The organism is Pseudomonas sp. B21-040, from assembly GCF_024748695.1.
In the GTDB taxonomy this organism is placed as follows: Bacteria; Pseudomonadota; Gammaproteobacteria; order Pseudomonadales; family Pseudomonadaceae; genus Aquipseudomonas.
Genome location: NZ_CP087176.1, coordinates 4,288,089 through 4,309,219 on the forward strand (window position 1 = coordinate 4,288,089; position 21,131 = coordinate 4,309,219).

The 21,131-nt window shown below is 59.3% G+C and carries 15 protein-coding genes; 5 read left to right on the forward strand and 10 right to left on the reverse strand.

Annotated elements, in window-relative coordinates:
• Positions 1-317: 317 nt before the first annotated feature.
• Entirely contained in the window at positions 318-770 is a 453-nt protein-coding gene (locus LOY55_RS19620; RefSeq protein ID WP_046032615.1) for an Lrp/AsnC family transcriptional regulator, read from the reverse strand.
• 189 nt (positions 771-959) lie between these two features.
• On the opposite strand from LOY55_RS19620, the gene LOY55_RS19625 reads away from it, so the two are divergent.
• The 3 genes from LOY55_RS19625 to LOY55_RS19635 all read left to right on the forward strand — a co-directional run bounded on the left by LOY55_RS19625 (position 960) and on the right by LOY55_RS19635 (position 3,339).
• Entirely contained in the window at positions 960-1,583 is a 624-nt protein-coding gene (locus tag LOY55_RS19625; protein WP_223524258.1) for a LysE family translocator, read from the forward strand.
• Between the two features lie 69 nt (positions 1,584-1,652).
• The gene (locus LOY55_RS19630; RefSeq protein WP_223524261.1) at positions 1,653-2,138 is read left to right on the forward strand and encodes a MaoC family dehydratase; all 486 of its coding nucleotides are present in this window, start codon (positions 1,653-1,655) and stop codon (positions 2,136-2,138) included.
• 334 nt (positions 2,139-2,472) lie between these two features.
• Complete coding sequence (locus LOY55_RS19635; protein ID WP_223524263.1) at positions 2,473-3,339, forward strand: patatin-like phospholipase family protein; 867 nt, start codon at positions 2,473-2,475, stop codon at positions 3,337-3,339.
• Between the two features lie 846 nt (positions 3,340-4,185).
• Here the strand turns inward: LOY55_RS19635 and LOY55_RS19640 are convergent.
• From LOY55_RS19640 to LOY55_RS19680, 9 genes are all read right to left on the reverse strand, one after another.
• Positions 4,186-6,306 carry a 3-hydroxyacyl-CoA dehydrogenase NAD-binding domain-containing protein gene (locus LOY55_RS19640; protein WP_258666412.1) on the reverse strand — a complete coding sequence of 707 codons (2,121 nt, stop codon included), beginning with the start codon at positions 6,304-6,306 and terminating at the stop codon, positions 4,186-4,188.
• A 72-nt stretch (positions 6,307-6,378) separates the two neighbouring features.
• Complete coding sequence (locus tag LOY55_RS19645; protein ID WP_223524267.1) at positions 6,379-8,157, reverse strand: acyl-CoA dehydrogenase C-terminal domain-containing protein; 1,779 nt, start codon at positions 8,155-8,157, stop codon at positions 6,379-6,381.
• A gap of 7 nt (positions 8,158-8,164) precedes the next feature.
• Complete coding sequence (locus LOY55_RS19650; RefSeq protein ID WP_258666419.1) at positions 8,165-10,657, reverse strand: RND family transporter; 2,493 nt, start codon at positions 10,655-10,657, stop codon at positions 8,165-8,167.
• A gap of 28 nt (positions 10,658-10,685) precedes the next feature.
• Positions 10,686-11,759 carry a YCF48-related protein gene (locus tag LOY55_RS19655; protein ID WP_258666421.1) on the reverse strand — a complete coding sequence of 358 codons (1,074 nt, stop codon included), beginning with the start codon at positions 11,757-11,759 and terminating at the stop codon, positions 10,686-10,688.
• A gap of 108 nt (positions 11,760-11,867) precedes the next feature.
• Positions 11,868-13,226 (reverse strand): DUF1329 domain-containing protein, encoded by a 1,359-nt coding sequence (locus tag LOY55_RS19660; protein WP_258666422.1) that lies wholly within the window; start codon positions 13,224-13,226, stop codon positions 11,868-11,870.
• 36 nt (positions 13,227-13,262) lie between these two features.
• Positions 13,263-15,269 (reverse strand): DUF1302 domain-containing protein, encoded by a 2,007-nt coding sequence (locus LOY55_RS19665; protein WP_223524275.1) that lies wholly within the window; start codon positions 15,267-15,269, stop codon positions 13,263-13,265.
• Positions 15,270-15,519: 250 nt separating this feature from the next.
• Positions 15,520-15,996 carry a 2,4'-dihydroxyacetophenone dioxygenase family protein gene (locus tag LOY55_RS19670; protein ID WP_095964963.1) on the reverse strand — a complete coding sequence of 159 codons (477 nt, stop codon included), beginning with the start codon at positions 15,994-15,996 and terminating at the stop codon, positions 15,520-15,522.
• A 114-nt stretch (positions 15,997-16,110) separates the two neighbouring features.
• The gene (locus tag LOY55_RS19675) at positions 16,111-16,980 is read right to left on the reverse strand and encodes a TauD/TfdA family dioxygenase (protein WP_223524318.1); all 870 of its coding nucleotides are present in this window, start codon (positions 16,978-16,980) and stop codon (positions 16,111-16,113) included.
• A 271-nt stretch (positions 16,981-17,251) separates the two neighbouring features.
• On the reverse strand, positions 17,252-18,304 hold the full coding sequence (locus LOY55_RS19680) for an AraC family transcriptional regulator (RefSeq protein WP_258666425.1): 1,053 nt from the start codon (positions 18,302-18,304) through the stop codon (positions 17,252-17,254).
• A gap of 108 nt (positions 18,305-18,412) precedes the next feature.
• On the opposite strand from LOY55_RS19680, the gene LOY55_RS19685 reads away from it, so the two are divergent.
• Both LOY55_RS19685 and LOY55_RS19690 read left to right on the forward strand, forming a co-directional pair.
• Positions 18,413-19,435, forward strand: coding sequence for an alpha/beta fold hydrolase (locus tag LOY55_RS19685; RefSeq protein WP_258666428.1), 1,023 nt, complete (start codon positions 18,413-18,415; stop codon positions 19,433-19,435).
• A gap of 37 nt (positions 19,436-19,472) precedes the next feature.
• Positions 19,473-21,128: a 3-(methylthio)propionyl-CoA ligase gene (locus LOY55_RS19690; protein WP_309475391.1), complete on the forward strand. Its 1,656-nt coding sequence runs from the start codon at positions 19,473-19,475 to the stop codon at positions 21,126-21,128.
• Positions 21,129-21,131: the final 3 nt, after the last annotated feature.

Consider the following 21,131-nt stretch of genomic DNA (forward strand, 5'->3'; position numbering starts at 1 on the left):
GAATTCCCATTTGGCCCGCCCGCATGCGGGCCATTTTTTTGGTCGCTGCCACGATTTCTACAAGAACTGGAGAAGCGACCATGTCAGATGACTGCGAAATTGCACTCCACTTGACCACCCGCTTGCATTCGACCTGACCAGTCCGTTGCATTCGTTCTGACCACCGATTGCATCGGATTTGACCAGCACGCTTTGTAACCATGATCGGTAGAGAACGACCCTTTGCAGTCGTTCGCAAAAGGCAACAACCGGCCAAGAGCGGTCATCCCTGATTGGCGCAAGACCCTGTTTTAAAGGCGAAGCAGTACCAAACACCATCACAAAGGCAACGGCCTGTCCTGGACAACCCGCTTCATGACCAGCGTCGAAGTCAGCCGCTGCACATTGGGCAATGTCGAGAGGCTTTCATCGTAAAGCCTTTGGAAGGCCGGTAGATCCTGAGTGATGACGTGCAGCAGGTAGTCCGGCTCGCCAAATAACCTCTGGGCATCGACTATCTGAGGTATATCAATGAGTGCCGATTCGAACGCCTCGACCGCCTGCCTGTCACCCTCCCTAAGCGTGGCAAACACCATGGCGGAAAAATTCAGGCCCAATGCGCCGGGATCAAGTTGCGCGCGATAGCCCAGCAACACACCGGACTCCTCCAGTGCCCGCACTCGCCGGTGACAAGGTGAGAGGCTCAGCCCTACACGCTCGGCAAGCTCAGTGACCGAAAGGCGGCCATCCTTTTGCAGCTCAGCAAGAATCTTCCGATCAATTCTATCCACGCAGAATAATCTCCTAACCTGCAACGCCATTGCGACCGTCTTTGAAAGCTAATTCTAACCAGATTTCATTAATCTTCCTCCCACCATTAACAACCGTACTCCTCAAAATGAAACAAGAGGAACGGCCTTGGAATTGAGAGGTGGAATGATGAATGAAGTGTTGAGTGATGAACGGGCGTGGGTGACGCCATGACCTTCAGTGTTTTTGTGGCCTTCTGGGCGGTGTCGATACTGTTTGTGATCACGCCTGGAGCCGATTGGGCCCACGCGATATCCGCGGGCTTGAAGCATCGAGTTGTCATACCCGCCGTGGGCGGACTGTTATCCGGCCACTTGATTGCCACACTGGTGGTAGCCGGTGGTGTTGGCACCTTGGTCGCCAACCACCCTCTGGCCCTGTCAGTGCTGACGATGGCCGGGGCGAGTTATCTGCTTTGGTTGGGCATCAACATGCTCGTGCGCCCCTCTACTCCGCACGCGGATGAGGTTCAGGCGTCAGGCTCCTGGAAGCGCTGGGCGTTCAAGGGGCTTTGCGTCAGCGGGCTGAATCCGAAAGTGTTCCTGCTGTTCCTCGCGCTGTTGCCGCAATTTGCCGACGCCACGGCCCCCTGGCCTGTACCGATGCAGATGATTGCGCTCGGGCTCGTCCACACTATCAGCTGTGGCGTGATCTACCTTCTAGTCGGATTTGGCTCGCAGGTTGTTCTGCGGGCACGTCCAGCCGCCGCTCAACGGGTCAGTCGTTTTTCCGGCGCGGCCATGATCCTCATCGCACTGGCTCTGTTTGCCGAAGGAACTTTGCACTTGAGGTGAGCCCAGGAGAATTTCCCGGGCCCGAGCATACTGTTTGATTTCCCCACCCTCGCCTTACAGGAAGTCGTAATGAATAGCCCAAGAGAACGCGCCGCCGAAGGTCTCAAGGTCGGAGACCGGTTCACGGTAGTCCGTTGCTTTTCAGATGACGATATTCGCCAATTCGCGCAGATTTCACGCGACTACAATCCGGTTCATTGTGATGCACGCTACGCGCAGCTGCGCAGGTTCAAGGCACCCATTGCCCATGGTCTGCTGACTGCCAGCCTGGTCACCGAAATTGGCGGGCAAATTGGTTGGCTGGCGACCGGGATGCGTTTTGAGTTTAAACATCCCGTTTACGCGGGAGAACAGATCACCTGCCACTGGCTCATCGCGGAGATTGATGAGCGGGGTCACGCAAAGGCCGAAGTCAGGATAGTCAACCCGCAAGGTGTCACTGTGGTGGAGGCGACAACCTCGGGTGTGCTGCCAAGAACGGTGGAACGTGAACGCCTCACTCAGATGCTCTCTGAGGGAGATCCCACCAATGGTGCTCTCCGGCCCACGAGTTGATGGTCTGCAACGGGGCAATCTCGGCCATTCGAGACCGGCCGATTCACGTCCTCACGACCGGTTGGATCCACAGCCAAAAGCAGACGATCATATGAAGCTTGACCTGCTCGATATGCTCAAAGGAACCCCAACCTCGGGGGCCTCCCGGAACGTGGTCGCAAGAGACTGATCTCCTATCACCGAAAATGTTACGCACTCATCCCGTTTCCGTTGGGATTCGGCATGGACCGTAACTCCTGACTTGCGAAATATCGATCATCTGGCGGGCTGCCGGAAGCAATGCCGACCCTCCAGCTACACTCATTCGATACATTTCCGCACAGAGACTTCCGCCATGGCGACCAAAACCGCAATCGTATTCGCTGGCGGTGGCAGTTTGGGGGCGGTGCAGGTGGGTATGTTGCGGGCCCTGGTCGAAGCCAATGCTCGATTCGACATGGTGGTTGGTGCTTCGGTAGGCGCTATCAACGGTGCCTACTTTGCAGCAAGACCCGATTCCGATGGCGTCGAGGCTCTCGCCGGATTCTGGCGCGGGCTGAGTAAAACTGACATCTTCCCCCTCTCTTGGTTCGATACCTGTAGAGGATTGATCAAACGGCGTGGCTATCTGTTGCAGCCGTCGGCCTTGAATCGGCTGCTGGGTCAGGCACTGCCCATTCACCGCATTGAGGATGCGGTGCTACCCCTGTACATCGTCACCACCAACCTGCTCAGTGGTGCCGAGACAGTTCTGTCCAGTGGCGAACTCGAGCAGGCGTTACTGGCCAGCGCTGCCATTCCGCTGGTGTTCCCCTGCGTACAAATCGCCGATCAGTTCCTGGTTGACGGTGGCGTGGCAAGCAATACACCGATTTCGACTGCCGTTGCCCTGGGAGCCACCAACGTCGTGGTAATCCCCACCGGAATGAGTTGCGACCTAATGCAACCTCCCCGAGGACTGGTCGCCTTAGCCCTGCACACCGTCAATCTGATGAGCATGCGCCAACTGGTGAGCGACATCGAACACTTCCGCACTTTCACCAGTCTGCACATCGTCCCGCCTTTGTGCCCGGTGGATGTCTCGGTTTTCAACTTTGACCAGACCGAGTCTTTGCTGCAGCGTGCCTACGAGCAGACCCTCCGGTGGCTGGAACGTGGGGGGCTCGAACGCACCAAGGTACCTGGTGCCCTCACCATCCATTCGCATGCCCATGAGCATTGAGTAATGTGAATTACCAAAAAAGAGGCCCGCACCAGCGAACCTTCAGGTCGGAGCACCCAGAACGATGCCTGCTTTTCAAGATCAACCCAACTCAGCTCGCCCTACCTTCGATTAGCCGTCTGGCCGCATCGATGCGCGCCAGTTCGACAAATTCGGCCGGGATGGCGTTGCGGGTGCTACCTGTAGGAACCGCCTATGCGGTCTGGACCGGCATCGGCTGCCGGCACAGCCATCGTCGGAATGTATTGGATGGGTGATGCGGTATCGTTCTGGAAACTTGTCTGGATCGGCATGATCCTGCTGAGCGTCGCCGGACTACGCTGGGCAGCCTAAACAGAGCAAATGCTTAATTTAATTGATTAACAGCCCCATTTTTTAGTCCAGTGAGGAACAGGGAACATAGACGAAGTTAGTCGCTCAGGTTTCGTAGACGCAGCCAATCGTCTACTGATCTCCGACTCTTGCCAGTGCTCGCAGTCTGCTCTGGGTCGACTGCTGCCGGACACGACCGGCAGAGATCGGCCAAAGGCAGTCGGCCAAATCGGCTAAGACAGCGAGTGGGCTGGGAAAGGTCCGAGGGCTGCATTTGATCAGACGCTACCGGTAGGGACTGGCTGAACCTCTACGGGTTGCAGGGCACAGGCAATCAACTCTTTCATAACGTTGTTGGAGGCGCCGTAGAACTCCATCGTTTGGCTAATGGGCTAAAGGTTTAGAGCCAAACGATCGGCATTTATCCAATGTAGTTACTATGCCCGCCCCGCATTCCCCTAATACTTTCTGTTCCGGATTCCAAGGAATAGCAAAGGGCGGCCAGTTTGCGATGGCCGCCAATAGCCGCAAAGATCAAATACTTTCGACGCGGGTCCTGCCAGATGCGACCAGGCGCTCCAGCAAATGTGCTGGCTGGAACCACATGTCTCCATAGGCACCAAGTACCTCTCGGTAATGATCGATACGCTCCAGCACACGTGCAAGCCCCAGCCCTTGGGCGTAATGCATCGGTCCACCGCGCCAGGCAGGGAAGCCATAGCCATTGATCCAGACCAGATCAATGTCGCTACTGCGCTGGGCGATGCCTTCGTCGAGAAGCTGGATACCTTCGTTAACCAGCATCAACACACAACGTTCATGGATTTCCTGATCGCTGATAATGCGACGCGGGATGCCCAGATCGCCTGCAATGCGCTCGGCCAAAACGACCACTTCAGGGTCATCCTTGCGCTCGCGGCCTTCATAGTGGAAATAGCCACGGCCGCTCTTCTGACCATAACGGCCAAGGGCATTGAGCGCGTCGGCCAGCTTACAGTAGCCGGGATCATGAGCGATGACTTCGCGGCGCGACTCGCGGACCAGAAAACTCACATCAATACCGGCCAGATCGTGCATCGCAAACACCCCCATCGCGAGACCCAGGCCGACTAGCACTCTGTCGATTTGCGCTGGTGTCGCGCCTTCTAACAGCAGCCGATGTGCTTCGCGGGAATAGGGTTCGAGCATGCGGTTGCCGATGAAGCCGAAGCACACCCCGGAAACCACCGGGATCTTGCCAATGCGCTTGGCCACTTTCAGCGTAGTGGCCAGGACATCCGGGGCTGTGGCCGCGCCGCGCACTACTTCAAGCAGGCGCATGACATTGGCCGGACTGAAAAAATGCAAGCCGACCACGTCCTGCGGTCGGCACGTAACAGCGGCAATGGCGTCGACATCCAGAGTAGAAGTATTGCTGGCGAGAATCGCCCCCGCCTTGCACACCTCGTCCAGGGTTCGGAACACCTGTTGTTTGATGGCCAGGTTCTCGAACACCGCCTCGATCACCAGGTCAGCGTCGGCGATATCGGCGTAGTCCAGAGTGCCGTGGATCAGCGCCAGTCGCTGCTCCATCTGCTCGGAGGTGAGCTTGCCGCGCTCGACACTGGTTTCGTAGTTCTTGCGGATCAGCGCTAGACCGCGCTCCAGGGCATCGGCCCTGAGTTCCAATAGCGTCACCGCCATGCCCGTGTTTGCGAAGTTCATGGCAATCCCTGCGCCCATGGTGCCGGCACCAATGACCGCGACCCGGTTGACCGGACGAATCGACGTGCCGGCGTCCAGCCCCGGCAACTTGCCGACTTCACGCTCCGCGAAGAACACATGGCGCAGGGCCTCGGACTCGGTGGAAGCCTCGGCCTCTTTGAACAGCTCGCCCTCGCGGGCCAGGCCCTCGGCCAGCGGCAGATTGCAGGCTGCTTCAATCGCCGCCACCACCCGTTGCGGCGCGCTCTGGCCTTTCCAGCGCGACTGATTCGCCGCGCGATAGTCGGCGAAATAACCCGGCAGCAAGGCTGTACCCGGGGTTGGGTGCGGCCAGTTCGGGCGGCACGGGCGGCCCGGCGCCTGTCTGTGAATCAGTGCCAAGGCCAGTGTCTTGGCCGTTTCGAGCAAACTATCCGCGGTGGGTGCCACCCAATCCAGCAGCCCCAGCACCTGTGCTCGATGGGTGCCGATCAGCTCGCCGGACGCAATATATTTCAGCGCCGCAGCGCCGCCAATCAGACGCGGCAAACGCTGCGTACCACCAGCGCCGGGCAGCAAGCCAAGCTTGATTTCCGGCAGGCCCAAGCGCGCGCCGGCTTCAGCCACCCGGTAGCCGCAGGCCATGGCGAGCTCAAGCCCACCACCCAATGCCGGCCCACCGATGGCGGCGATTAGCGGTTTGTCTAACTCGGTCAGACGGCTCAGCAGACTTGGCAGGTCCGGCGCGGCGAAGGACGCAGGGCTACCAAACTCGGAAATGTCAGCGCCGGCGCTAAACACAGAACCTTCGCCGTGGAGAATAATCGCTTTCACGCTGGCGTCCGCGGCGGCGCGTTCACAGGCCTCCAGCAATTGTTCGCGCAACGCCTGGCCGAGAGCGTTAACGGGAGCACTGGCAAGGCCGATCAAGGCCAGCGGTCCTTCGCAGCGATAATTGATTAAGCTATTCATAGGTGATCTCTCTGGCGGATGAAGCAAACAAGCTGTCTTCACCCAGTTGGTTCTTCCTGAAACTGATCATGTTCAGAACTGTGCGGCATCCAGCAAATAGAGGCTGTCACTGCCGGCCTTGACCGAGGCGCTGAGCGAGTGGATACGGGGTAGCACGCGAGCGAAATAGAAGCGTGCCGTACCCATCTTGCTGGCGTAGAAATCATCCTCGGCCTGTTTGCCCATGGCCGCCTTGGCCATGCGCGCCCACATATAGGCGTACGCGGTGTAGCCGAACACGTGCAGATACTCGACCGAGGCGGCGCCGATTTCATTCGGGTTGTTTTGCGCCCGATCCAGCAGCCACGCAGTCAGCTCATCGAGGGTATCGACAGCTGCGTTCAGCGGCTGGGTAAACTCGCCGAGATCGGCACAGGCATTGGCGGTGAAGTGGCGAATTTCTGAAGCGAACAAGCGGTAAAGCGCCCCGCCGCTGCCGACGATTTTGCGCCCGGCCAGGTCCAGCGACTGGATGCCGTTGGTGCCTTCGTAGATCTGGGTGATGCGCACGTCGCGCACCAGTTGTTCCTGGCCCCATTCGCGGATGTAGCCGTGGCCGCCGAAGATCATCTGACCGTGCAACGTGGTTTCCAGGCCCATGTCGGTGAGAAACGCCTTGGCCACCGGTGTCAACAACGCGACCAGTTCCTGGGCGCGTGCGCGGGCGGTTTCGTCTTCGCTGTACTTGGCCGTGTCGAGTTGCAGGGCCACGTAGCTGGAGAACGCACGGCCGCCTTCATTTAAGGCCTTCATGGTCAGCAACATACGGCGCACGTCCGGGTGCACGATGATCGGATCAGCGGCTTTTTCACTCTCCTGCGGACCCGTCGGGGCACGGCTCTGAATACGCTCGCGGGCATACTCGACGGCGTTCTGATAGGAGCGCTCGCCTTGTGCCAGACCCTGAATACCGACGCCCAGACGCTCGTAGTTCATCATGGTGAACATCGCCGCCAGCCCCTTGTTCGGCGCGTCGACGATCCAGCCGGTGGCGCCGTCAAAGTTCATCACGCAAGTGGCCGAGGCCTTGATGCCCATCTTGTGCTCGATGGAGCCGCAGGACAGCGCGTTACGATCGCCCAGCGAGCCGTCACCATTGACCAGCACCTTCGGCACCAAAAACAGCGAAATGCCTTTTGCCCCGGCGGGAGCACCCGGCAGTTTGGCCAGTACCAGGTGGATGATATTTTCGCTCAGATCGTGTTCGCCACCGCTGATGAAAATCTTGCTGCCGCGGATTGTGTAGCTGCCATCAGCCTGGGGCTCGGCCTTGGTGCGGATCAACCCCAGATCGGTGCCGGCGTGGGCTTCGGTCAGGCACATCGAACCGGTCCAGGTGCCGGCGTACATGTTTGGCAGATAGCGTTCCTTGAGTTCATGGCTGGCGTGGGCCTTGAGTGCCAGGCAGGCACCCGCCGTCAGCATTGGGTACAGACCGAACGACAGATTGGCCGAGTTGACCATTTCTTCAATCTGGGCGGAGATCGCCTTGGGCATGCCCATGCCGCCAAACTCAGGATCGCCACCGACACCGCCCCAGCCACCTTCGGCAAAGGCACGATAGGCTGCCGGGAAACCGTCCGGCGTGGACACTTCACCGTCGTTCCAGGTGCAGCCTTGCTCGTCGCCACTGCGCAACAGCGGAGCGATGATATCTGTGCTGATGTTGCCGGCCTCTTCAAGGATCGCGGCTGCCGTCTCTTCGTCGATCACCTCGGCCAACCCGGGCAATTGAGCCCAAAGTCTGGACACCTCGAAGACTTCATTGAGAACGAAGCGCATGTCGCGCAGGGGGGCTTTGTAAACAGACATGATTGGCTTACTCGGACATTGTGAGGGCATGTGGCACGCCCGGTTTGTTGGAATTGTCGCTATCGCTGGTCTGCCTCCCCGGCTCAGCCGGCGCAGCACGACGGTTCAGCGAGGGCCCACGCAACAGGAAGTAGGACAGGGCCGGAATCAGGATCAGCGCGCCGAGCATGTTCCACAGGAACATGAAGGTCAGCAGGATGCCCATGTCGGCCTGAAACTTGATCGGTGACCAGGCCCAGCTCACTACACCGGCTGCCAGCGTGATGCCGACCAGGCCGACCACCCGACCGGTGAAGGCCACGGCGTTGCGGTAGGCTTCGGACAGCGGCATACCGCTGCGTTGGTAATGCAACTGCACGCTGAGCAGGTACAGCGCGTAATCCACACCGATACCCACACCCAGGGCAATAACCGGCAAGGTGGCGACTTTCACGCCGATGCCCATGGCGACCATCAAGGCCTCGCAGAGGATCGAGGTCAGTACCAGCGGCAAAAGCGCCACCAGCGTGGCGCGCCAGCTGCGGAAGGTGATCAGGCAGAACAGCGTCACCGCCAGGTACACGTACAGCAGCATGGTGTGATTGGCTTCACGCACCACGATATTGGTTGCCGCCTCGATACCCGCAGTTCCGGCGGCCAGCAGGAACTGGCGATCCGGGGTGCTGTTTTCCCTGGCGAACTTGTCGGCGATGGCGACCACCGCATCCAGGGTTTCGGCCTTGTGGTCCTTGAGGTAGGCAATGACCGGCATGACCGAACAGTTGTTGTTGAACAGCTCCGGCGCATTGACCGAGGCCTGTTGCGCGCCGTAGTTCAACACGTCTTGATTGCGCTGGATGTTATTGAGCTTGGGGTTGCCCTCGAAAGATCCGGCAGTGATCTGGCGCACCGCATTGACCAGCGATGAGGTCGCTTGCACTCCCGGATATTGCTGCAGTTCCCAGGCCAGGCGGTCGGCCAGGACCAGCGTCTGATAATTCAGGCAGCCCTCTGGCGGAGTCTTGATCATCACTGCGAACAGGTCGCTGGACAGCGCGTAATGGCCAGTGATGTAGGCGTTATCGCGGTTGTAGCGCGAGTCGGCACGCAGCTCCGGAGCACCACTGTCGAGGTCGCCGATCTTCAGATGCGTACTGACGGCGAAACCGGCAATACCCAACACCAAGGCACCTAGTACAGTGCCGATAGCCCAGTTGCGAGTGGTGAAGCGGTCGAGCAAGTCCCACAATTTTCCGAAGCCACGATGCGCTGCAGCGCGGCTGTCGATCTTCAAGGCGCGCTCGGCGGCCTTCTTGCCAACGCCGACGTACGACAGCGCGACCGGCATCAGCAATAGAGAGGTGAAGATCAGGACCGCGACACCAATACTGGCGGTAATGGCCAGGTCCTGGATCACCGGGATGTCGATCAGCATCAGCACCGCAAAACCCACGGCGTCGGCCAACAGCGCAGTGACCCCGGCGATGAACAGGCGGCGGAAGGTGTAGCGCGCAGCGATCAGTTTATGGGTGCCGCGGGCGATGTCCTGCATGATGCCGTTCATTTTCTGCGCGGCGTGGGACACGCCGATGGCGAAGATCAAAAACGGCACCAGCACCGAGTACGGGTCTATCGCATAACCCAGCCAGGCGACGATGCCCAGCTGCCAGACCACTGCGATCAGCGAGCAGCCAACTACCAGCAGGGTGCTGCGCACGCAGCGAGTGTAGGCGTAGATGATCACCAGCGAGGTGACCACGGCCAGGCCGAAAAACATCATTACCTGGATCAGGCCGTCAATCAGGTCGCCGACCAACTTGGCGAAGCCGATCACGTGGACTTTGTATTTGCCGGAGCCCTCCTTGTCATGCATTTGCCTTTCAAGTTTCTTGGCGAACGTGTGGTAGTCGACGCTGTGTCCGGTTGCCGAAGCAGTGTCGAGCAACGGCACGATCAACATGGTGGACTTGAAGTCGCTGGCTACCAGATTACCGACAATGCCGGAGCGGTTGATGTTCTCGCGCAGTTGTTCGATATCCGCCGGCGTACCCTGATAGGTGTCGGGCATCACCGGTCCACCCTGGAAACCTTCCTCGGTGACTTCGGTCCAGCGTACCGACGGGCTCCACAGCGACTTCATCCATGCGCGGTCGACGCCTTCGGTGAGGAACAGTTCGTCGTTAACCTGTTTGAGCACGTTCAGGTAATCGGGGTCGAAGACGTCTCCTTCGGTGTTTTCAACCACCACCCGCACCGAGCTGCCCAAGCCGCGCAAAGACTTGCGGTTCTCCAGGAAATTTTTAATGTACGGCTGGCTCTGCGGAATCATCTTCTCGAAGCTGGGACGCAGCTCGAGACGGGTCGCCATCATGTAACCCAGTACCAGGGTGATCACTGCCATGAGCAACATGAACAGGGGGCGGTGATTGAAGACCCACCTTTCCAGCCGGTTTCCGGAACTTCGATCGAAGTCTTGCAAGTTGCAAATCACCGGCATCGTGTCTTGTTGGATATTGCCCATGTCTGGGTACCTCGAATTGATACAGTTCTTATTCTTGTGAAAGCACGCGCGCACCACGGTTGCCGACCAACACCAATGTGCCGTCGGCTGCCTGAACGGCGCCGGCAACCGGTGACGGGTTTTGCTGAGCCATCAATTTCAAGCCTTGCCCGCCATCCTGGCTGACCAACCGTTGCCCGGCCTGGGTAAACAGCTCGTAATGGCCGTCGGTGTCCAGGGTGGCGGCGGTGATGTTCACTTGCAGCCCCGTATTGAGTGGGGCCCAGTTGGCGCCGCCATCGGTGCTGCGAAACACATGCCCGCGCAGCCCGTAGACCAGGACTTCGCCAGGCTTGCCGACCACACCGAAAAAGCTGCCTTGATAAGGTGTTGGCAGAGCCAGGAAACGCTGCTGCGTGTCATCGAATTTGAGCAGCAAGCCCTGTTCGCCGGCGATGTACAGCGCATCGCCGGCAGCGGCGATGGCATTGAGGTGCAGCCCCTGCGGGTTATCGATACGGTCCTGGAACGGGGTCCAGTGCTTGCCACCGTCTTCAGTGCGCAGGATCAGATTGAATACACCCACCACATAACCGAGTTGGTCATTGGCGAACCAGACGTCGAGCAGCGGCTTGTCGGCGCCCTCTTTCGTCAACCGCTGGCCGTCTTCGACGAGCTGCGGCCATTGTTCATTGCCAGGTTCTGCCTGGGCCAGGGCGCTGTAGTGCTTGACCAGCAAGTCGCCGATCTGGCGGCCATCGAGTTGTTTGCTCCAGGTTGCGCCGGCATCGCTGCTGTGCAGCACGACACCATCGCTACCCACGGACCAACCTTGTTGTGGCGTAGGAAACGAGACGGCATTGAGGTCAGCACTGACCGGCACACTGGCCTGAAGCCAGTTCTTGCCGGAGTCGTCGGAGTAGAGAATGTGACCACGCTGCCCGACAGCGACCAGCCGATCACCCGCGCGGGCCGTGGCCAGCAAAGGGCTGCGCACGGCCAGGGTACTGAGCCTGGCTGGCTGGTCCAGCACGTCAATGAAGTTGGTGGCCTGGGCGATTCCCTGTGACAGAACCAGTGAGGCGCCCAGTGCCAGCAACAGGCACTTTTTGTAAGAACCCATACTGCATCCTCTTGAGAAAACTGCGCTGGGGCGCGCAAGGCGCACCCGGCGCTGGAGTCAGGCGCCCAGTTAGGGTGTGAATCATCTGGGCGCTTTATCGCGGGATGCTTAGCGGATGCCTGCACCGGCCAGGGACTCAGCTGACCACTGCGCCTTGGAGAGCGGCTCGATGTACTTGATGCCGCCGTAGGGACCTACCACACCATTGATGTTGTAGGACCCGCCGACCAGGTCGTAGATCATGAACGGCGTAGAGTCCGGCACCTGTTTGTCATAGCTCTGGCTGAGGAAAGCGAAGGAACCACGGTAGAGCTGACCATGTGCGTCGTACTGGTCGGAAGCCAAAGCTGTCCAGCTGTCTTCATCCAGGTAGAAGCGACGCTTCTGGTAGATGTGACGAGCACCTGGCTTGAGATTGCCTTCAACGACCCACGCACGGTGTTTCTCCCAACGCACGAAGTCGGGTGACAGGTGGTTAGGGGTGGTCAGCGACTTGGGGTCTGCAACGTAGGTCAGCTTGTAGGTGTTGTAAGGCAGGATCATTTCCTGCTTGCCCACCAGCGTCCAGTCGTAGCGGTCCAGCGCGCCGTTGAACACAAACCCGTCATCGAAGGTCCCGGCACCGGAGGTACCTGGGTTAGGCGTGTCATAGGCCAGGCTGGGAGCCAACTTGACTCGCCGCTGGCCCGGCAGGTACTGCCAGGCGCGGCGTGGTTGTTGCAACGGGTCGGCGGCGTCCTTGATCATCAGCGCCTCGCCGGCACGACGTGCGGGACCTGTGTAGGCCACCTTGATCTGGTAGTACACGTCGGCACTGCTGATCGGCTGCGACATGTTCTCGTAGATTGGGTAGTTGATGAACGTCTGTCCGGTAGTGGCCAGGCTTGGCACCCCCGCCGAGTCAACGTTCCAGGAATCATACTTGGTGGTGATGTTGACGCCCTGGTAACGCAGCAGGAAGTTCCACATCGCTTCGGCACCATTGTGCGGGACCGGGAACGGCACACCAGGCAGAACGTTATCGATGGCCAGTCCGCCTTGCAGGGACTTGGCGCCGCTGGCGTTTTTCACGCTGTTGTCCAGCACATTCTGAGGCAACGCAACGGTGCGGTGAGTCGGGTAGACATCAACACGAAACGTGGGAAAACGCTTGGCCAGCTCAGCCGTGGTGGCAGTGAGCATGCCCTTGTATTTGTCGACGTTCTTGCCATCGATCACCAGCAGCGGCTTCTCGCTGGCAAAGGGGTCCGGACGCAGGGTGTCGCCCGATTTGAAGCTGGCCGGCGCGGTGGTCAGGCCACCGGCGTAGGCAGGAATCGATCCATCCGCATTGGCGGCTTTTTCAGCGCCGACCATCGTCAGGCTGGTGCCGAGCTTGGCAGCTTCCTCGGCGGTTACGGCCGCCTGCGCATGTGCGCCCAACGTCATGGCCAGGGAAGCGGCCAGTAAAGTTTTGACGAATTTCATGTTGTTCTCCTGCTTAGTATCTAAGCAATGGGTGTATCAGAAGGTGGTTTTCAGCGTCAGGTACACAGCGCCACGGTCTTCTGTGGTTGCGCCGCCTCCCGAGAAGGCCGAATAGCCACCGGCGTAGCAGGCATAGTTTTCGTTGCCACTGAAGGCGTTCGGGGTCGATCCATCGCCACTTCCGGCGTTGGCTGCACCGGTGCTGTTGCCGCTGACGTTGCACTTGTCAGTCTTGCCAAAGGAATCCACATACTTGAGATCGACAAAGTATTTGTTGTAAACGATGGCGCCGATGCCAGCGGCGTAGGTACCAGTGTCCTTGGCGCCACCGCCGACCACAGGGGAAACACCATCGAGGCCAACGTTCACGGACATCGGCGTGTTCAAGTCCACGCCCGGAAACACCTGGTACCAGGTCGGTGTGAAGTTGACGGCGATACCCCAGTTGTCGCGGGTCGGCGCATCGATACCGCGGTAAGTGCTCTTGCCTTTGTAGAGTGCCGAGTTCTTGTCATCGAGCTTGAGCAGGTTGCTGTAATACAGTTCGGCGAGCAGCACGGCCTGGTCGTACACCGGCGTCTTGGGCAGGGTCATCAAACCGTTGAGCGTCCAGTGCAGCGTTTCGCCGGTGGCGCTCATGCTGTCGCCGTTGTGCGGGACGTCATAAATGACGCCAGTGGCCGCGGTACGTGCTGGCAACAGGCCAAGACCTTGCCCGAAGCCCAGCGGGCTGGTGGAACTGACGATGGCCGGGATACTGGCCAGCGGCATGTTTTCGCGAATGTTCAGGTCGCTGCCAACACTGATGCCGCCGAAATCCTTGGACAGGCTCAAACCGTAGATATCGATATCGTCGGAGTACGCCAGTTGATAAGTGGCGGTGCTCAACGAGTTCAACGTGTTGACAACAGCCGGCACCTGGCCCGCTGGACGCGTGCCATTGGGGTTGGCCGAGGTGACCCCGCGAGTGTCGAGCCAGGCCTGCGGCAGGATGTCCGAGGTCTTGCGGTAGTAGACGCCGAGGGTGCCGTCCAGCCACTCCGGTGACCACTTGGCCATTACGCCCCAGTCGCCTTGATTGCCAGGGTTCAGGTCATGACCACGAACCACGTTGGTCAATGCGTTGCAGGGGGCGACGCCGCAACCGAGCGGGCTGCCCGGCGTGATGGAGTTGGTGTTGCCGAGCAGGAACGACTGCGCGCCGAAGCCCACCAAGTCGGAACCGCCATAGTAGGTGCCCGCTTCCGGGAGACGCGCAGCATCCCATTTCAGGAAATACTGGGCCCCCACGGTCAACTCCGGATTGACAGTGAACGACATCGACAGCTGGTTACGCGGAACGAACAGCTCCTTGGCTTCAGTACCCGGCGATGCGGCGAGCTTGGCGAGATCGAGGCCGGACTGGCCGTAGCTGACCGAATGCACCGGGTTGAGAATGGTCTCACCCCAGAACACGTTGTGCTGGCCGGCCTTGACACTCAGCATCGACTCCTCGCCCACTTCGGTGCTGTAGAACACGAAGGCATCGAGGATTTCCCCGGACGGACCGGTGTAGTAACGCTGGGCGTAGTTGCTCAGGTGCGGACTGCCATTGCCGACGTTGTCGTTGGTGACACCGGCCAGGCGCGGGTCGTTGGCGACCAGGCCAGAGCGTGCATCATTGCCGTTGACGAACGGGTTGGAGTTGGAACCGGTGTTCTCATAGGCTTTGTCGTACCAACTGGCGGCGCTGACACGAAAGCCCATGTTCTGTTTATAAACAACATCCATCTCGGTCAACAGGTCGACACGGTTGGTGATGTTGGTCCCGGACTTGCGGAAGTTGTAATCACCATCATTGTTGTTCGGCGAGCCGAGCATGCGCTTGTCGGCGCTTTCGGTGCGTACGCCGTAGTTGTACTTGACGGTGTTGTCCAGGCGCACAGACCAATCCGGGCTACCGGTATCGAACTCGAACGCGTGGCCGGCGACCGGCATGATTGCAACGACAACAGCAATGGCCAGCGGACTGCGACGCAAGGTGAAGGGCTGACTGTGTTTCATATGGCTAGCTCCACTTTTTATTATTGTTAGGGATGCTTGGATCAACGAAATCCCGCCCACGGCCTGACAAACAGGAGCTGACGGGTCGACACCAGAGATCGCTGTCGTTGAACCTGTCACCTGTTACCGGCAAGCAGCAGAAAGGACGTAGTAACCTGACACCCGAACAGTTAGTTGAACTGCTCGGTTATGGCGGGCGGCCCCGACACCAGCTTCGTGGATAGCTATCGGTGTCGAGGGCCCTTTAGCCTTAGTGGAAGGCTGTAAGATCCTGTGGTTCGATCCCGTTCGCCTCGCAGTAATTCATGTAGCGCTGAAGCGAGGTTTTCCAGTTCTCGATGGCCAGGACCTTGTCGTTTTCATCGACGAAGATGAGGTCGCCGCTCACGATCACCAGCGTCACCATGTAGTCACCGTCTTCAGTGCTGACCACTTCCGGCTGGTGAGTGGATGCGGCGGTCTCGTAGACAACGCTGCCCGGACCCGCAATCCAGTCGTGCTCTTTGTACTTCCAGTGGCCTTCGATGGTGTAGACGATGACGGTGCCAGAGTGATGGTGCTTGGGCAGGACCATGTCGATGGGCGCCTTCATCATCACAATGATCTCGCCGCGAATTGGGTCGAGCTTGAAGTACTTCAGCAGGACGTTGTCTGCAAAAGGGGTGAAGGGAACCCAAGGCAGCGACTCGCCGTGCATGACGGCTGTTTCAACTTGTTGAAAAAGCATAACTATCTCCGTTTCTATTGTTTTTTCCAGAAGCTGACCGCGCGGTTTGACCGACGGCGATGCACGCGCTCGACTGATCCAGCACGAGGCGAAGACCTCTGGGAATTGGGTGAATCAGTTAAGAGGGGTACCGGTCAATGTCGCGCGCAGCATCTTGCGCGGTGCATTGCCGTAATCGGCTACTGCGTAGTGCTGGCACAGCAGGTTGTCCCACATCGCGACCGTGTTGGGTCGCCACTTCAGACGCACCTGGTATTCCGGAATCGCGGCCTGGGAAATCAGGTAATTCAACAGAGTATTGGCTTCTGGCTTGAAGTCCTGGCCGCAGCGGACGTCCTTGAAGGTGTAAAAGTTCGAGAAATGGGTGGTGAACGCCGAGTTGACGAACAACACCTTTTCGCCCGTCTCAGGATGGATAAGCACAACCGGGTGCTCAGCGACGGGGTTCTTCGCGGCCATCGCGTGACGATCAGCGATCGGCATCTGGGCGAAAAAGGCGTGCTCGGCATCGTGCTTGGCGTACATACCATCGATTCGTTGTTTGATGGCCTCAGGCAGGCTTTCATAGGCCATCACCATGTTGGACCAAATGGTGTCGCCGCCGGACTCCGGACCCAGTTCACAGCGCAACACCGCGCCGCGGGGCGGCGCCTTCTTGAAAGTGACATCGGCATGCCACAGGTTTTCGCGGCTGATCTTTTCGACCATATTCTGCTTGTTGGGGTCGAGATTGCGGTACAGCATCAGCAACTTGTCCGCCTCAGGATGGCTGGGCGCAACGGGATGAGCTTCCAGTTCGGCGAATTGCGCCGCGAAATTCTGTTGCTCCATCGGAGTGATGTCCTGATCGCGAAAGAACAGCACTTTGTGTTTGAGCCACAGCGCCCGGATCTCTGCGATCATTTCAGGGTCTTGGGCAGCGTCGGCCAGGCTGATGTTGCTGATCTCGGCGCCGATGTTCGGCGTGCACAGTTCAACCTTAATCGAATGTCGAAGAGCCGAAGGACGGACAATCGCCGGGGATGGCGATGAACTGTTTTGGAAAGCTGTTTTTTTTATCATTGAAATCTCCAGTCTCTGGCGTACGCCGGCATGCAATCGCATGCCCGGCAAATCAGACAGGATCAAAGCGAGCCAGTGGCACCGTTTCGGTTCCTTGGAGAGATGCTAGGGATTGCCGTCGCCCCGGCTTTTGCAAGACGGGACAACTTGTTGGCATTTTCGGACAACGAGGGCGGCTGGGTATCCGGCTTCGTCAAGGCTTTCCGGGAGGGCTCGGTGCGATTTGGGTGGACCCGGTTGCCGCCCGCCCACGATGCTGTATGGCCCACTCCGACGGGGACATGCTGAACTGGTGACGGAACCAGCGAGAGAAATCCGCACCGGATGAAAAACCCACCAGCCCCGCGATTTCGTAGAGCTTGCGCTTGCTGGTCAACAGATACTCTTCGGCGAGTTCGACGCGCACCGCATTGACCACGGAAAGCCCCGTCTCGCCAACTTCCGCCAGGCGCCGATTGAGTGTGCGGCGATGCAACCCCAAGTGCTCGGCGACACGATCGATCGAACAGGTTCCGGTGGGCAGCAGTACCCTGATGACCTGGCGCGCCTGATCCAGAGGCTCATCGCCCTCGTCCGTCAACTGCATGTCCAGCCAGCGCTTCACTTCTCGATTGAGCTTGGGTGTGGCAGCGGCAATGGGCAGGTCCACGTCGCGAGCCCGACAGACAATGCCGTTGAACTCCTGCCCAAAGTCGATTGCCGTTCCGAGCACCCGGCGATGAACGTCCATCTTGGCTGGACGTTCGTGGCTGAAACAGATGTTCACCGGTTTGAAAGCATCGTGCGCGAGCGCCCGATAGGACCGAAAAATAATACCTGTTGAGATTTCGACCACCTGACGCAAAAGCCCCGGGTATTTCTGCTGGATATCCACATGTAGAAGCACCAGATCTCCGGCGTCTTCAAGGCGCAACTGCACACCGGCGTTATGAAGCCGCATATAGCGCGCAGACGACTCCATCGCCGCGCGCAGAGTGGGCTCCTCACGCATCATCAGGGCCAGCATGCCAAAGTCGGCCAAGTCTCGGCGCTCCGCCATCAACAGGCCGAAGGCTTCCTGGCCGGAAAGCCGTGCCGACTCTTCCAGCAGCCAGCAAACCGAATAGCCGTTGATCAGAAGATTCGGATCGTCAAGCACGCGGGGGGGCAATTTGGCCAGCCGCAACATCCGGAACGGGTCCAGCCCAACTGCGTGGGCGATGGACGCATAGCCGGTCAAACAGGCACTGCGAATCAGGCTGGACATGCGATCACCCCGTCCCGTTTTGATAAGTTGGTGTCCTGAATAGCCAAACTCAACCACCCCTATCTCGTCAAGCTCTTCCCATACAACAACAAGATGACGAGTACTGCGATGAATTTGGAACATTTCCAGGACCAGCCCCTGCGGGACGTTGACGCTCCAGACGCGTTCGCTCACCACTTCGTTGAGATCAACGGCATCCGGATGCACTACGTCGAGGAAGGCCAGGGCCCCCTGATCATCCTCCTACATGGATTCCCCTACCTCTGGTACATGTGGCGGCGACAGATCCCGGCCTTGGCAGCTGCTGGTTATCGGGTGGTCGCGCCTGACCTGCGAGGTTTCGGCATGTCCGATAGCCCAGCGGCGGTAGAGGCCTATGACATGAGCCAAGCGGTGGGTGACATCGTCTGCCTGATGGAAGCCTTGGATGAAACCTCGGCGATCGTCGTCGGCCACGACCTCGGTGCGTGGGTAGCCCAAGCCTGCGCCATGCTGCGGCCCGAGCTGTTTCGTGCACTGGTCATGCTGAACACGCCGGTGCCTCCGCGCGGACGGATCAGGCCCACGGATGGGCTGCGGGCGATGGCCAAGGGCAAGGGCTACCACCACCTGTACTTCCAGCAGCTGGAAAAGCCGGACCGTGAACTGGCCGCCGACACGCGCAAGACCTTGCGCAGCATCTTCTACTCGGTCTCGGGCGATGCGGTCGGTGCCGAGCGCTGGCGCCTGTTCATCGAGCCGGACGAGCCCATCCTCAATGCTTTCACCGACCCTGTTGCGTTCCCCGCCTGGTTGAGCCCGCAAGCGATTGACTACTACGTGGATGAGTACACCCGTGCCGGTTTCACCGGCCCCCTGAACTACTACCGCTGCCGCGACCGCAACTGGGAGATCTCCGCTTTTCTCGATGGCGCAGTGATAAAGCAGCCCAGCATGTTCATCGGCGGTGCCAACGACCCCTCCATCGAACCGCCACAGATTCACGGGCTATATGACCAGCTCGAAACCTACCTGGTCGGGCTGCGCAAAAAGTTACTGCTAGCCGGTGTGGGCCACGCCGCGGCGGAAGAAGCGCCAGAGCAGATCAACGCGTTGCTTCTCGAGTTCCTCGAACAACTGGACGACAACTGAGTCGGTCCCTCGTTGGCTATACGCCAAGGTATTTCACATGAACAACAATAAGACGGTGTCCAACATGAATGGACTGATGCAGCAACAGCAGCTGCTTATTTCGACGCTCCTCACCCATGCCGAGCGCCACCATGGCGACCAGGAAGTCGTCTCTCGCCGGGTCGAAGGCGATATCCATCGGCAAACCTATCGCGACCTCGGGCAGCGCGCACGCTGCCTGGCCAATGCGCTCGCCACGCTCGGCGTCAGCTTTGGTGACCGCGTCGGCACGCTCGCCTGGAACGGTTACCGCCACATGGAGCTGTACTACGCTGTATCCGGCTCGGGTGCCGTGCTGCACACGTTGAACCCACGCCTGCATGCCGACCAGGTGCAGTGGATTGCCGACCACGCTGAAGACCGCGTGCTCTTCTTCGATCTGACCTTCCTGCCGCTGGTCGAATCCATCGCCGACAAAGTCTCGACCATCACCCGCTTCGTGCTCATGACCGATCGAGCGCATATGCCGGCGGTTACCTCGATCCCCGATCTGCTGTGCTACGAAGATTTGATCGCAACCCACACCGATGACTTCGTGTGGCCAACCTTCGACGAAAACAGCGCATCGTCGCTTTGCTATACCTCAGGTACTACTGGCAATCCCAAAGGCGTGCTCTACAGCCACCGCTCGACGCTTCTGCACACCCATGCCGCCGCCCTCCCCGATGCCTTGAACTGCTCGGCGCGCGACACCGTCCTGCCGGTGGTGCCGATGTTCCATGTCAACGCCTGGGGGTTGCCATACATGGCCTGCATGGTCGGCGCAAAACTTGTTCTACCCGGACCGTTGCTCGACGGCGCATCGCTCTACGAGTTGTTCGAGGCGGAGAAAGTCACCCTGTCCGCCGGCGTGCCCACCGTCTGGCAAGGTCTGCTCGCCCATGTCGAGGCAACGGGCAAGACATTCTCGACCATGCGCCGGACGATAATCGGTGGCTCGGCCTGCCCTTCGGCCATGATGGCGGCCTTCGAGGATCGCTATGACGTACAGGTGCTGCACGTCTGGGGCATGACCGAGCTAAGTCCGCTCGGGACCGTTTGCACCCCCAAGGCCAGGCACCTCGCCATGGACAGCGCCGACCGCCGCGTCCTGCAGGCCAAACAAGGCCGGGTCGTGTACGGCGTCGACATGAAGATCGTCGGCGATGATGGCAAGGAACTCCCCCGCGACGGCAAAACCTCGGGCGAACTGATGGTGCGCGGTCCCTGGATCATCTCCTCCTACTACAAGAGCGACGCCGGCGATTCGCTGGTGGATGGCTGGTTCCCGACAGGCGATGTCTCGACTATTGATGCCGAGGGCTTCATGCAGATCACCGACCGCAGCAAGGATGTCATCAAGTCTGGAGGTGAGTGGATCGGTTCCATTGATCTGGAAAACATCGCCATGGCTCACCCGGCGGTTGCGATGGCTGCGTGTATTGCGGCCTACCACCCGAAATGGGATGAACGCCCGCTCCTGGTCGTGACCCGCAAACCCGGCAGCGAACTTTCGCGCGACGAATTGCTTGGATTCTATGAAGGCAAGATCGCCAGATGGTGGACCCCGGATGATGTGGTATTCGTCGACAGCATCCCGCTCGGCGCGACCGGCAAGATGTTGAAGAACAAGCTTCGCGAGATGTTCCAGGACTACCGACTGCCCACCGCCTGAGGG

Bases quoted from the DNA above. Each gene is read 5' to 3' on its own strand.
- LOY55_RS19625 (WP_223524258.1), top strand. From the start codon at position 960: ATGACCTTCAGTGTTTTTGTGGCCTTCTGGGCGGTGTCGATACTGTTT.
- LOY55_RS19630 (WP_223524261.1), top strand. From the start codon at position 1,653: ATGAATAGCCCAAGAGAACGCGCCGCCGAAGGTCTCAAGGTCGGAGAC.
- LOY55_RS19635 (WP_223524263.1), top strand. From the start codon at position 2,473: ATGGCGACCAAAACCGCAATCGTATTCGCTGGCGGTGGCAGTTTGGGG.
- LOY55_RS19640 (WP_258666412.1), bottom strand. From the start codon at position 6,306: ATGAATAGCTTAATCAATTATCGCTGCGAAGGACCGCTGGCCTTGATC.
- LOY55_RS19645 (WP_223524267.1), bottom strand. From the start codon at position 8,157: ATGTCTGTTTACAAAGCCCCCCTGCGCGACATGCGCTTCGTTCTCAAT.
- LOY55_RS19650 (WP_258666419.1), bottom strand. From the start codon at position 10,657: ATGGGCAATATCCAACAAGACACGATGCCGGTGATTTGCAACTTGCAA.
- LOY55_RS19655 (WP_258666421.1), bottom strand. From the start codon at position 11,759: ATGGGTTCTTACAAAAAGTGCCTGTTGCTGGCACTGGGCGCCTCACTG.
- LOY55_RS19660 (WP_258666422.1), bottom strand. From the start codon at position 13,226: ATGAAATTCGTCAAAACTTTACTGGCCGCTTCCCTGGCCATGACGTTG.
- LOY55_RS19665 (WP_223524275.1), bottom strand. From the start codon at position 15,269: ATGAAACACAGTCAGCCCTTCACCTTGCGTCGCAGTCCGCTGGCCATT.
- LOY55_RS19670 (WP_095964963.1), bottom strand. From the start codon at position 15,996: ATGCTTTTTCAACAAGTTGAAACAGCCGTCATGCACGGCGAGTCGCTG.
- LOY55_RS19680 (WP_258666425.1), bottom strand. From the start codon at position 18,304: ATGTCCAGCCTGATTCGCAGTGCCTGTTTGACCGGCTATGCGTCCATC.
- LOY55_RS19685 (WP_258666428.1), top strand. From the start codon at position 18,413: ATGAATTTGGAACATTTCCAGGACCAGCCCCTGCGGGACGTTGACGCT.
- LOY55_RS19690 (WP_309475391.1), top strand. From the start codon at position 19,473: ATGAACAACAATAAGACGGTGTCCAACATGAATGGACTGATGCAGCAA.